Source organism: Chryseobacterium sp. AC405b (assembly GCF_979258685.1).
In genome coordinates this window covers 1326469-1339458 of sequence record NZ_OZ409877.1, presented here as the reverse complement: position 1 = coordinate 1339458, position 12990 = coordinate 1326469, and the positions used below count along the sequence as shown (strand labels likewise).

Genomic DNA, 12990 nt, shown 5'->3' with positions numbered 1-12990 from the left:
AATATAAACTTTAAAAGTTGAATTACTTTCAGGTTTTACGGAGTTAATCTTACTACTCTTAAACCGGTATTGACGTAAGCGCCGTTTGTTTTAGACTTTACAAATTCGAATTTCGTAGCAAGCTGAGTCTGCACTTTATTCATTTGTTTAAAGATTTCTCCTTTTTTATTTTCTCTTGTCAACATGTCATTCATCACATCAAAACCAATAATGGCATATTTCCCCGGAGTTTTGCAGTATTTGGCTTTATAAGCTGCTAATATTTCTTTTTCAAAGCCTCCGTCGGTATTGATTGTTCTATCCATCAGATACACCAGACTTGCCTGGCTCAATTCATCTATTTTCTTTTCAAAACTTGGGACAGAATATAAACTGAATGCTTTCATGCCCTGAACTTCTTTTGATAATGCAATCATCCTGTTAGAAAATGCTTCTCCTACAGTATCATTATCACTTGCTAAAATGGCGATTACTGGTGCAGATTGCCCGGTCATCATATTCTGATCCAACTGAATGTCATTTGCTGAATTTACAATAGAGACATTGGTATTTTTAACAGACTTTTCCAGATTTGACTTGATGTAATTGGCATTTTCTTTTTTAGAATCTGCAACAATGAATATTTTTTGATCAGAATAAATTGTTTTTACTTCTTCAACGATCTTATCAGAATAGGTTTGATCGTTGGTTTCAACAATAATTAAGTTGCTGTAATTATATAATTCCGGAGAGTTGGCAAATGGTGCAACTACAGGAATTTTCTGAGTTTTTGTAAAATCTAAAAGATCTATCACATTCGATTTGAAAAACGGACCGATAATTAAATCTGTATTATTGGGGTTGATCTGGGTAAGAGAATTTTTAAAAGATGCCTCATTTCCGGAATCCACCACTTTAATATCAAGTTTTTGTCCTTTGACAGCATTCCTTTCAATTGCCAATTTAGCTCCGGTAAGGAAATCCACCGCCATTGAACGATACTGACTTTCATTGGTACTGTATCCGAATGGTAGCATCAAAACTACGCTCAGCGCATCATCATTTTTCTTTACATAAGCAGCATCCAGCTTTTTGATTTTTAAAATCATCCCGGCTTTCAAACCTTTTGATAAATCCGGGTTTAATGCAACCAGCTCGTCGATCGTAACACCAAATTTATTAACGATCGAAAAAACAGTATCTCCCTGCTCAACAGTGTAAGTTGCATATTCCTCCTGACCGGAAGAACTGTGCACACTGGTTGATCTCTCGTTTCCTGAATCTATTTTCGTTTTTGTATTGTTTGATGATACTCCTACAGGTGTTTCAACTGATTTTACCGTTGTCACTGCAGTCTGGTTACCACCATATTTTTTTATGCTGTCAAAAGGCAATGTAATTTCATCGCCAATCTTCATGTGAGAATCTAAATCCGGATTTAATTTTCTTAAATCTGTTTCAGAAATTCTATACTGTTTTGTAATACCGTAAATAGTCTGTTTTGGCTGAAGCAAAATTCTTCCTGTTTTTGGAGAAGGAGTTTGAGACACCGCTTTAGAGGCTGAAGTATTTCCACCTTTTACGTTGAGAATATCACCAATTGCAAGTTTTCCATCTTTGAATTTCGGGTTGAGCTTCAACAATTCATCTATCGTGATACCATATTTTTTTGAAATATTGTAAGGATTATCACCTTTTATAACCGTATGTGTTTTCTGTGCAGATACACTCAGAAACATGCATAAACCAGATAGTAAAAAAAACTTCTTAATCATTTTCAATATTTAATGTACAAAAATACTTCTTTAAAATTAAATCGCAACTATTATTAACTTTGATTGCTCTACCTCCATTTCTTCTAAAATTGTTTCCAGCCAAGAATATCCAAAATCTGCAAAAAAAACACTGAAATTAAAAATTCTTTCCTGCCATGTCTTTGCCGGATGAACATCTAAAAATAATGTTTCTAAACGTTCAAGCAACTCATTTTGTTTAATTTTCTCTGCATGAAGCAATCTTTTTTTCAGTCGTTTAAAAGATTTCAGCTGACGAACTTCTTCAGCTTTCACCATATTTCCAAAAGATTTTTCGGTAGTTTCTGCTAAAGATTTTAGCTCGGAAAAATTATTAAGAAGTAAATTTTCCTGTGCATCTAAAGATTCAAGAATAGAATGATTATCAAGAATTTTAGAATTAGAAATCTGAGTAAAATTCTGAAAAAAATCTTCTATTTTTAAACTCAACTTGTCAATTTTGTGTAAAGTTTTCTCTTTAATAAACAACATCGAATTTCTGGGAATCAAAATCGGAAAAGGAATATTGATTTTAGTAAAATAATCCTTCAATTCAAGCCAGTACATGATTTCCGCATTACCCCCAATATATGCCAAATTGGGTAAAACTTTTTCCTGATAAACGGGACGCATCAATGCATTCGGACTGAATCTTTCCGGGAAATTTTCAAGTTCCTCTAATATTTCTTCTTTTTTGAACTTTTTATTAGCGTCAACAATGATATAATTTTCGCCATCATAATCTATCCTGTCTCGGGTTTCCGAAAGATAAAATAAGTTTATTCCCCGAGGATTGACCTGAACTTTACTATATTTTTCCGTCAGAAAATCAACTTTTTCTTTTGAAGATTTATTTAAACTAAAATTAAGCAGCTCGTCTTTGAAAATCTCTTTAACCTGGCTTTTAAGCTCCTTAGAATCTCCGTCAAGAATTAATAATCCAAAATCTGAAAACAGTCTATTGACTAAAATTCTGATGGCTTCCGTTAAAGTATTTCCATCTTTATAAGCTTCTTTCAGCATTAAAATCAATTCAGTTCCGAAAATAGAATCTTTGAATTCTTTTTCAAATTCTGAAATGAAAAACATATCGTTTATTTTGATTCGACCGACAGCTCCTCCGGATTTTTCGTTGATTTCGTAATAATTATTTTCAGTTTTGAAATGATTAATCTCTGCAAAATCATGATCTTCTGAAGCCATCCAGTAAACCGGAACAAAATTAAATTCAGGAAATTTTTCTTTAAGATGGGTACAGGTTTTTATCGTTTGCAGAATTTTATATACAAAAAAAGCTGGTCCCGAGAAAAGATTCAATTGATGTCCTGTTGTGATCGTAAAAGTATTCGGAGATTTTAAACGATCAATATTCTCTTTCTGTTTTGAAGAAACCCGAAGTTTTGAAAGCTGATCTGTAAATGTCTTAGAAATAATTTCTCTCTGAACATTCTCGAATGACTCTTGTTTCAAATGAATCTGCTTGGCAAAGTTATCAAATGAAAAGGTAGAACTTTCGAATCCATCAATCTGATGATTTAAAAAATCTTTTATCAGCTGAGGAATACTTTCGATGTCGTGAAATGAAATTTTATTGACTGTTTTCAACTTGATTAAATTTAGTTGAACAAATACCAAACAATCCCTATATTCAATCTAAAATCATAGACCGGATAATGTGGAAATGCGTAGGCTTTATTGTGTGAAATCATGGTTCCGATCTGTTGTCCTTCAATAAAAAAGAACATTTTTTTGACCTTAAAATTAATGTAAAGATCAGCAATTGGCTCACCTCCTATTGAAAAAGAGTCGGCGCCGGGAAGAATATATTCGTTGAGAATCGGGAAATATTCTCTTGAAGCAAATTTTGAGAAGTAGTACACTTTTACACCCGCCTGGATTTCTGCCGCATTTTTGAACGCTTTGGATTGAAAGAAAAAATTAGCTCTTCCTATGAATGATGGCATTGGCAGAAGTTCTTTATTGGTTAAAGCACTTTGAAACTGTACTCTTGTATTCAAATGAAATTTTCTGTAGCTAAAAGTTGCTTCTCCCCCAATTTGAGAAATGTTGAGCGAATTCTGGCTTTGGCGAGATATCGCATCCGAACCGAAATAAGTATAATTGTCTATTCTGAAATAATTGGCAAATAATTCAGATTTAAACCATTTTAAATTAATACTTCCTCCAATTTCTGTGATTGCCTGATTTTTTGCATCTTGAAGATAATAATTAAATCTTCTGTACACAGAAGAGTTTGCCAAATAATTGAAAGACGGATAAACACTTTGAAAGTTGACTTTTGCATTGACAAAATAATCTTTTATGGGCTCAAACTTTACATTGTTTGTTGTTTTCAGATAATTTCCAAACTGACTTCCTTTAGAAAATTCTAAAAATGAATTTAGCTGAAATTTGTCAAATAATTTAACCTGTAAATTTCCGACAGCACCTAATCTGTTTTCTTTTAATTCAGCAGGAACATCTACGGTTGGTAAATTAATTTCGTTGAGACCAAATTTGAGCATTTGATATCGAACTCCGGCATCCAGTTTAATTTTTTCATTATCTAAAACCAAGCTGACTGTGTTGCTCAGATTATTGGAATATTTTTTGGTGGATGGCGAGAAATTAGTGACAATTTCTGAAGCTGTACTGTACCAGTAATTTTCTAAAGCGTCTTGAAAATAATAGTATTTATTACCTTGGTTAAATATTGTATGTCTGATTCTAAATGGAAATTTTTCAGAATTAAAAGGGGTAAACTGATGACTCAAATAATATCTTCTGTAAGAATATTGACTGCTGGATTCTGCCAAGTTAACCTGGGCATTTTGTTTATTGCTTTCGCTGTTCCCTGACTGGAAGAGGGCATCATCTACTATTCCGCCATTTTCTGCATTGTTAACATTTTGATGAAGATAATGAGCAAAAAGCTCATAGTTTCCACTTTTTGAAGTGTAATGACCAGAAAATAAGGTGTTGTTATTTGCAGCGAGAGAGTTTCTGTACATTCCTTCAGAACGGAGTCCGTTGTACTCAAGAGCAAAATTGAATCTCTTTCCAATGTTTTGTGTATATGTAGATTGAAGAGCTGCACCATTTCGCATGGCTGTATGATAAATAAAAGTTGCGGTGGGTGTTTTGACATCATAATATTTGACGTCATGAATTCCCATGATCACATACGATTTATTTGACGGCAGCAATGAAAGATTCTGTTCGGCATTTAATTCATACGACAAAGGATTGAATCCTGCACCAATATTAGCAAATTGCACACGACCAAAATTATCTCTGTTGTTATATTGCGAAAAGATATTTGTTTTATCAAAAGTCATTACCGTATCAAATACTTTCTTTTCTGAAAACTGTGTTTGATATTGATAATCCTGAATGGTCGGTTTAAATATTTTCAAAGAATCTTTTTGTCCGGAATCTATGACTAGGGTATCCTGAGATATAATTTTCGTAGAATCTGTTTTTTTTCCTCTTTGTGCAGAAATCACAATAGGTGTCATGAATAATATGAAAAGAAGATATTTCATTTGATAATTTGTAAACGCAAAAGTATGAAATTTGTAGCAATAAAAAATCCCCGCTTTTACAAGCGGGGATTTTTTTATAAAGTAAACTATTTGATTAGTTCAATGCTGGCCAGTTACCATTACTTTTTGTAAGAGTAGTAGTAGCAGTCTCACCATATGAAGTAGTCCATTTGAATGTTAATTTGTCTCCACTCACTACAACGTTAGAAATTGTAAATGTATCACCATATTGATTAGCCGTAGTAAAAGACAGCTTACCACATTGATCCTGAATTCTTACTCCAGTTGAAGTAGCAGCATATCCAGGAAATTTCGCAAAAGCTCCAAAGCTAGAATCAGAAATTTGATAAATACCAGCACCCACTTCCGTGAAAACTACATTACCCGTTAACGGACCTGGTACACTAGTAGAAGCCCCATCAGGAGTGAATGCATTTACAGTTGAGTATTGATATGTACCTGCTAAAGCTGATGGACAAGCAAAATTTACTGTAACCTCTTGGTTAAAAGTTGCGTTAGTCAAAGTAGAAGAAGTTGCAGTAAAGACAGCCCGCTTTTTTGCGACTGCTGCCGCTTTTGTGATATTGATTTTGAAATCACCTATGGCTGCTCCAGCTTTTAATACGTCAGAACCTTCTACAATTGTAAAATCAGTTCCTAATATAGCTGTAGATTTGGCTTGATTAAAAACCAATGATACATTGTGATCCCCACTTACAGCTTTCGTAACTCCATAAGTAACCATATAGTCACCATCTGGACCAGTTTGAGCAGTCTTATCAAAATGCAATAATGAATCACCTTCAAAATACATCTCCTCTTCATCTTTACAAGAATTAAAAACAAAAAGCAATGAAAGGATAGTGAATATATTTAATAATTTTTTCATTTTTTTAAAATTTTAGTTAATTAATATCCAGGATTCTGTTGTATTGTTGGATTACCATTAATTTCAGCAGAAGGAATAGGTAGTGTAAATCTGTAATCAGTTACCGGCAAAGTTAATGGAGTATTAGGATTGATATCATCTATTGCATTTCTATCAATACTAACACCAGCTTCAACACCTAATCTCTTAAGATCTAAATAACGGTGACCTTCAAAACTAAACTCTGATCTTCTTTCAGCTAAGATATCCTGTAATGCAGCTGCTTTTGATGTGTATACGGGAAGTACAGTCGCACCAAGATAATTTCTTGCGTCTCTTACATTCTTAACATAAGTTGCTGCCAATGTGTAACCAGCTGGGCTTTGAGCTTCACATTCAGCAAGAATTAAATACATTTCAGATATTCTGAAAACTTTAACATCATTTCTTAATGGTACACTTGTTTTACCAGGGTATTTATCAATGACATAAACATTCGGTTCCAGAAGAAGGGTCAATAAATGCGTATCTTCTTATATCACCAGGAACATTCAGCTTATTAAATAAATTTATACCTGCTGTCCACAATGGCGAGCCAGTTAAGCTTGTGTTGTTAGTGGTATATATACCAGCAATGTTACTACCTGTTCCACCTACGGGTCTGCTTAAAGAGAAAATAACTTCAGAATTCGGAACTACAACATCAGCCCAAATTCTTCTGTATGGATTTGTAGGTGCTAAAGAATAAAACTGGGTATTCCACGCAGGACTACCAGGCGCTCCCACAGGTAATGGTGTAGCAGGTGCTAATGTAATACCTGAAGTAGAAATTACGCTTTGAGCATATTGTTTAGCCAAAGTATAATTTTTTCTGTAAACATACATTCTAGCTCTAATCGCATTAATTACATTTTTATTAACAAAATAAGGAGCAACATGCGTAGAAGGAGGTGCTAAATTATTTTCTGCAAATAATAAATCAGATTCTACCAATGCCCAAATGTCAGCATTTTTACTTCTCGGTAATTGGTCTAAAATATTAGGAACTTCAGTAGTCAAAATTACTCCTAAAGCATTGTCATCAGCCATATTTGGAGAGAAAAACGACTCTAAATTTAAATAAGCCAATGCACGAATCACTCTGGCTTCTGCAAGAGAATTATTATATAAAGCCTGCTCACTAGCAGAAGGAACAATTGTAGAGGCTGCTTTTATTAATCTATTAGCACGGTTAATACTTGTATAATTTTGTTGCCAAATAGCACTGGCATATCCATTACCTGTAGTAGATATAAATCTGAACAAACCTTGATCCTGACCAGTATTAGAAGGTCCAATTTTTAACTCATCTGTAAAAACTGATGAAAACTTAATCTGATTAGAAACATCCATGCTTGTATAGACCGATCCTAAAAGGTACCTTTCTAAATCTGAAGTTGTTTTAAATACCGCTTGATCGTTAAGCTCACCTTCCTGTACAATTTCTATAGCATCATTACATGATACAAAAACTGTAAAAGCAAAACAAACTGGTAATATTTTATAAAATATCTTTTTCATTGTAATTATAATTTACTGTTATTAAAAGTCAATATTAGCACCAAGTGAAACCATTTTCATATTTGGATATACCGACGTTGAACTAAGAAAAGTAGGTTCAGGATCAAACCCTTTCCATTTTGTGAATGTAAGCATATTTTCAGCTTGTAAAAATACTCTTACACTTCTTATTCCTGAATTGTTAAACATATCACTAGGAACTTTGTATCCTAATACAACATTTTTCAGTCTAATAAAAGATGCATCTTTTAAGAACCTATCAGAGTTACCAACAAAAGCGAAGTTAGATGCATTTAATGATGGTACATTTGTATTGGTATTTGTAGGTGTCCAAGCATTTAATAAGTCGTTTGAAACATTATAGCCATTTACTGTGGTTGCATCGTAAGCATAATCTAACTGATTGTCATACTTGTAGGCTCCTTGTTGGTAAGAGAAATGTACATTTAAGGTAAACCCTTTATAAGCTGAATTTAAACCAAACCCACCATTCCATTTAGGTAAGTAATTTTTACCTGTAGCTCTAGAATCTCTGTTAATATCAGGTGTTTCTGTTACATTACCATTAACATCTAAAAACAGCAAATTACCATTACTTTGATTAACACCCACATAAGGTATCATGTACCATTCAGTCAATTGACCGCCTACAACGTTTCGTGTAGTACCTGTTTCCTGATTTTGTACTAAAGCTGTTAATTTAGTCTTATTATAAGCACTATTAGCATATACACTTAGTTCAAAATCAGAGTTTCTAATAATATTGTATTTTAAGCTTGCTTCAAAACCTTGATTCTGCAATCCTCCATTATTCCCGTTGATTCCGTAAAGACTTGTAATTGCAGAAATGTTGATAGGATTAAAGAGTTTGTCCGTAGATTTCCTGTAAAAATCTACACTACCTTCTAATTTTTTATTCATAAACATGAAGTCTAAACCAACGTTAAACTGTGAAACTTCTTCCCACTGAATATTTGGATTAGCTATAGTTCCTGTATAATAAGAAGCATTATTGTTGTTATAACCCAATCCTACAGTATTTGTATCTCTCACTAAATTAGTTCCCACAAGTAAAGGATTTACTCCATAAGCTGCTGAGATTACATTCGCATTACCATTTGTTCCGTAAGAGGCTCTCAATTTCAACATATCAATGTTTGAACCCTCCATAAAGTTCTCCTTATCAATATTCCATCTACCTGCAACAGACCAAAAAGTTGCCCACTTGTTATCACCAATAAATCTATAGCTACCATCTCTTCTTACTACTCCGGAGATACCATATTTATCAGCATAATCATAATCTAATGTACCGAAGTAAGCGAGTGAACCTGCAGTTACTTTAGTGGTCGAATTAGACGGTCTGTACAGGTTCGGAGTAGCAGTATTAAATGGTATCCAACCAGTACCTGCGCCAAATGACCAGTTTAATGGATTTAAACCATTTTGACGTTGTGTTGTTCCTTCATAATGAACTTTCATGTAGTCTAAATATGCTCCAACATCAATTGTATGTTCCCCGAAAGTTTTTTTGTAGTTCAAGTTGGTAATGGTATTGAATGTCATGTCAACATTCTTTGCATTATCTTCAACCCCTCCGAACTCTGCCCCTTCACCTGCAGCAACAACATAAGCCAAGAAAGAATATGGTGCTCTTGCAAAAATTCTTTGACTATACTTGTAATCAAGACCAGTTCTATTTGTAACCGTTAAGTCATCTGTAATTTTATATGAACCTGAAATATTACCGATAATACTGGTTTCAGTTAACCTATTTGGCAAATTTCCTCTTAAAATGTCTTCTAATACATAAATGTTTTTACCATTAGAAAAATCAGAACCAATTCCTTGAAATAAATCATAGCCATTTTTATATAATCCTGCCTGAAGATTTGGAAGACCTACGATAGAAGCCAATAGAGGATTTTGGATTACATTTGAAACAATATCATCTCTGGTTTCTTCTTCTAATTGATTTCTTTTAGAATATCCCACTCCAATATTTGCAGAATAATTAAATTTATTATTCTTAGATTTACCCATAAAATTATTCCTGAAAGTAAACCTTTGGAAATCTGTAGTTGGCACAATACCATCCTGCTGCATGTAACTAAGAGAAGAATAATTGCTGATATTTTCTCCTCCAGCCGCTAACTGAACATCATGACTTTGTGTTAAACCAGTTCTAAAGAATTCTTTTCTCCAATTTGTATCAATACCAAATGCAGCAATTTGAGCATCAGTCATTGTAGCACCCGCTCCATTATTTGCCCGTTTCTGAATAGTAAGAATCTCTTTAGCATTTGACATATTGTAATCAGTTTCAGGCAAGAAACTTGTACCTATGCTTGTGTTATAAGAAAGATCAAATCGGCTTCCGTACTTTCCTCTTTTGGTATTGATGATAATAACTCCATTAGCACCCCTATTTCCATATATAGCAGTAGCAGCAGCATCTTTCAAAACTGAAGAACTTTCAATATCATTAGGATTCAGGTTACGAAATTGCGTTGCATTAGAAATCATACCATCTATAACATACAAAGGATCTGACTGTGAAGTTATAGAACTTACCCCTCTAATGATGATATCAATCTTTGCTGAACCTGGTGAACCTGATGTTGAGCTTACACTCAAACCTGCAACCTCACCTTGTAGAGATTGTAAAAACGAAACATTTGGTCTGTTTTCCAAACGTTCACCCGAGATTGTAACTGATGCCGTAGCATTTTTAGGTTTTGTTTGTGTTTTACTATATCCAAGAACAACAACCTCTTCGATTTTTGTTTCCCCGCTAGGAATACTATCATTCTTTGTTGTCTGTGCGAAAGCAGCTTGTCCCATGAAAAACAATGCTCCTGCACTTAATACACTTAGTTTAACATTCATATTAACAAATTTTAATATTTTTAATGAGCAAATATGTTAATTATTTTTAACATATACAAATTTTATTTTCTTTTTTTTACGTTTTATAGCAACTGTGATTCATAACCTCTAACAAATAGTATTTTATTTTAAATTATATTTAAACTATTATCAATTATTTTAGGTATTGCTAATATCTACTTTCTATAATATAATAAATACCTTAAGATAACTCTTAAGGTATTTATTATATTATGATTTTTTGTTATATACAAATATTAAAGTTTAATAAACTTAAAACTTTGTTCTCTATTCTGTTGATCTTTGTATACAACTATATAATTACCTTTCAATAAATCTTGTAAAGAAATTTTACCATTGCGTATTGTTTCTTTTTTAACAAGTTTGCCAGATATGTCTAATATCACGACAGTAGCTTCTATATTATTATTATTTTTAAAGTTTAACCAATCTTGAGTTGGATTTGGATAAATCTCAATTTTATCACCCTTTAAAATATTATCATTAGTACCTAAGGTAGCAATATTACCGCCAGTTGCAATCAGCGTATAATTCTGAATACCTCCTTGTAAAGTACCTTTGTGTGTAACCGATATTGTATAATTACCTGCTGGCAAAGGAATATCAACTCTTTCAAAATTATCAATATTATTGGTAGAATTGTTTGTAGTGACCATCTAAAACCTGTGTCATACCTTGCATTTTCCAAGGATAGTAGATGATTCCTGAAGAAGAGGTTAATTTAATATCTAAATCATTTACAAGATATGTAGTACTGGGATCAACTGTTCCAGTATTTTCTATTGAATATTGAGGGTCAGTCCAGGAAATTGATACTTTCAGTGGCTGTGTACCATTTGTTGAAATTGTTTTTGTAAATGTAGTACCATTAGAAAGTACCCTCTCTTCAATAATACTTCTGTTAGAACTTAAATTTTTATCTCTGATAGTTTTAGCGGCATTTTCAGCATTGATTAATCCCCATCCAAACTCGTAGTCTGGTCCATTATAAGAACCTGCTTCATCTGCTGTATGCATAATTAAACCTTTAACTGTAGCTGCTCTCATAAAATTTGAATAGAGCTGATTATAATACTGCTGTAATAATAAGACAACTCCTGTCACCCCTGGAGCTGCCATAGATGTGCCGGACATAAAGCCTGTACTATTATTTGATGTAGAGGTTGTTGAAAAAACATTAACACCCTTCATTGAAATTTCTGGTTTTATTCTACCATCATCAGTTGGTCCATAGCTACTAAAATTAGACATTAGAACACTTCCGGGACCTGTATAAGTCTCCACGTTTCCGACAGCAGCAACAGTCAATACATTTTTAGCAGTAGCTTCACCACCAATCATATCATATCCAAACTTAGTTGATAATTGAGTCAAATAAGGAACTGTCGTATCATTTCGGCTATTTCCAGCTGCAAAAACAGGTAAATAAAAGGGATTATTAAAACAGATATTATCTACTTCTTTAGAATCTGAGATATAAGCTCCTAATAGCCATAACTGATTATTATTATCTAAATTCGGACCATATGAATGATTTGAAACTAACAACCCGGTAGATGCTTCACTTAACATTTCAGCCAAATCGTTTGTCCAATTATAAGAAGATAGTGATGCATTAAAAGCTAATCCCCTAACTAATGAATTGACTCCTTGGGCAGCAATTGTACCACCAACGTGAGTCCCATGATTAGATAATGGCGCACCATCGAATGAAATAACTTTTGAAACACCACCAACCATGAACTCTTGGTGAGTACTTCTTACACTTCCTCCGTCCCAGATACCTGCAGTCATATTCTGACCCTGAATATTTAATCCCATAATACCACCACTATATAACCCTGCTGCTCTAGCAGTGATTGCAGCCCCTTCATTATATGTTTTTACATAAAGTGGTTCACCATTGGGTAAAATATCAATCAGTTCTTTAATACCAGCATCCCCAAATTTTATGATTTTATTCGTAGCAGGGTTTTGGCTTAAGTAATTTGCAATTTTAATGCCTCTCTCATTTTCTTGGTGTTTGAGCTTTTGCATCAGTAAAGTATTTGATTCTTTATTTGATTCAGCCCCTATTTTTTTTCTTTCTTCAATTGTTTGTGAAAAGAATAATGTTGGTAAAAACATTATCAGAAAATATTTATTTTTCATTTTATTTTATTGTTTCTATTAAAAATTACTGTTGTTAATTTACAAAATAACTTATTTAATTGTAAAATATCTGTAAAATTGTTAAAAAAAAATCACATATACAAATATATCATACCATATACATAAATATTATAGATAAATATTAATTATCGTGTATCGTAGATTGTTAAACTGCCAATTATTT

9 protein-coding genes are annotated in these 12990 nt (G+C 33.1%); all 9 read right to left on the bottom strand.

All coding sequences use genetic code 11. The features are described 5' to 3' along the window. Nucleotides 1–35: 35 nt before the first annotated feature. Complete coding sequence (locus ACZZZA_RS06430) at nt 36–1754, bottom strand: amino acid ABC transporter substrate-binding protein (RefSeq protein ID WP_463430361.1); 1719 nt, start codon at nt 1752–1754, stop codon at nt 36–38. 36 nt (nt 1755–1790) lie between these two features. Next, nucleotides 1791–3377 carry a bacillithiol biosynthesis cysteine-adding enzyme BshC gene (gene bshC, locus ACZZZA_RS06425; protein ID WP_463430360.1) on the bottom strand — a complete coding sequence of 529 codons (1587 nt, stop codon included), beginning with the start codon at nt 3375–3377 and terminating at the stop codon, nt 1791–1793. 11 nt (nt 3378–3388) lie between these two features. Beyond that, nucleotides 3389–5317: a putative porin gene (locus tag ACZZZA_RS06420; protein WP_463430359.1), complete on the bottom strand. Its 1929-nt coding sequence runs from the start codon at nt 5315–5317 to the stop codon at nt 3389–3391. Nucleotides 5318–5411: 94 nt separating this feature from the next. Then, on the bottom strand, nt 5412–6206 hold the full coding sequence (locus tag ACZZZA_RS06415) for a hypothetical protein (RefSeq protein ID WP_463430358.1): 795 nt from the start codon (nt 6204–6206) through the stop codon (nt 5412–5414). A 20-nt stretch (nt 6207–6226) separates the two neighbouring features. Next, nucleotides 6227–6703 carry a RagB/SusD family nutrient uptake outer membrane protein gene (locus ACZZZA_RS06410; RefSeq protein WP_463430357.1) on the bottom strand — a complete coding sequence of 159 codons (477 nt, stop codon included), beginning with the start codon at nt 6701–6703 and terminating at the stop codon, nt 6227–6229. After that, a complete protein-coding gene (locus ACZZZA_RS06405; RefSeq protein WP_463430356.1) occupies nt 6666–7745 on the bottom strand; it encodes a RagB/SusD family nutrient uptake outer membrane protein in 1080 nt (359 codons plus the stop codon). Before ACZZZA_RS06405 ends, ACZZZA_RS06410 begins: the two co-directional genes overlap by 38 nt. Before the next feature lie 21 nt (nt 7746–7766). Beyond that, nucleotides 7767–10634 carry a SusC/RagA family TonB-linked outer membrane protein gene (locus tag ACZZZA_RS06400; protein WP_463430355.1) on the bottom strand — a complete coding sequence of 956 codons (2868 nt, stop codon included), beginning with the start codon at nt 10632–10634 and terminating at the stop codon, nt 7767–7769. 257 nt (nt 10635–10891) lie between these two features. Next, nucleotides 10892–11311 carry a T9SS type A sorting domain-containing protein gene (locus ACZZZA_RS06395; protein ID WP_463430354.1) on the bottom strand — a complete coding sequence of 140 codons (420 nt, stop codon included), beginning with the start codon at nt 11309–11311 and terminating at the stop codon, nt 10892–10894. After that, nucleotides 11283–12806, bottom strand: a complete 1524-nt coding sequence (locus tag ACZZZA_RS06390) for a S8 family serine peptidase (RefSeq protein WP_463430353.1) — start codon at nt 12804–12806, stop codon at nt 11283–11285. Before ACZZZA_RS06390 ends, ACZZZA_RS06395 begins: the two co-directional genes overlap by 29 nt. Between the last annotated feature and the right edge of the window lie 184 nt (nt 12807–12990).

Excerpts from the sequence above, each read along its gene's own strand:
- ACZZZA_RS06430 (WP_463430361.1), bottom strand. The coding sequence starts at position 1,754 with ATGATTAAGAAGTTTTTTTTACTATCTGGTTTATGCATGTTTCTGAGT.
- ACZZZA_RS06420 (WP_463430359.1), bottom strand. The coding sequence starts at position 5,317 with ATGAAATATCTTCTTTTCATATTATTCATGACACCTATTGTGATTTCT.
- ACZZZA_RS06415 (WP_463430358.1), bottom strand. The coding sequence starts at position 6,206 with ATGAAAAAATTATTAAATATATTCACTATCCTTTCATTGCTTTTTGTT.
- ACZZZA_RS06405 (WP_463430356.1), bottom strand. The coding sequence starts at position 7,745 with ATGAAAAAGATATTTTATAAAATATTACCAGTTTGTTTTGCTTTTACA.
- ACZZZA_RS06400 (WP_463430355.1), bottom strand. The coding sequence starts at position 10,634 with ATGAATGTTAAACTAAGTGTATTAAGTGCAGGAGCATTGTTTTTCATG.
- ACZZZA_RS06395 (WP_463430354.1), bottom strand. The coding sequence starts at position 11,311 with ATGGTCACTACAAACAATTCTACCAATAATATTGATAATTTTGAAAGA.
- ACZZZA_RS06390 (WP_463430353.1), bottom strand. The coding sequence starts at position 12,806 with ATGAAAAATAAATATTTTCTGATAATGTTTTTACCAACATTATTCTTT.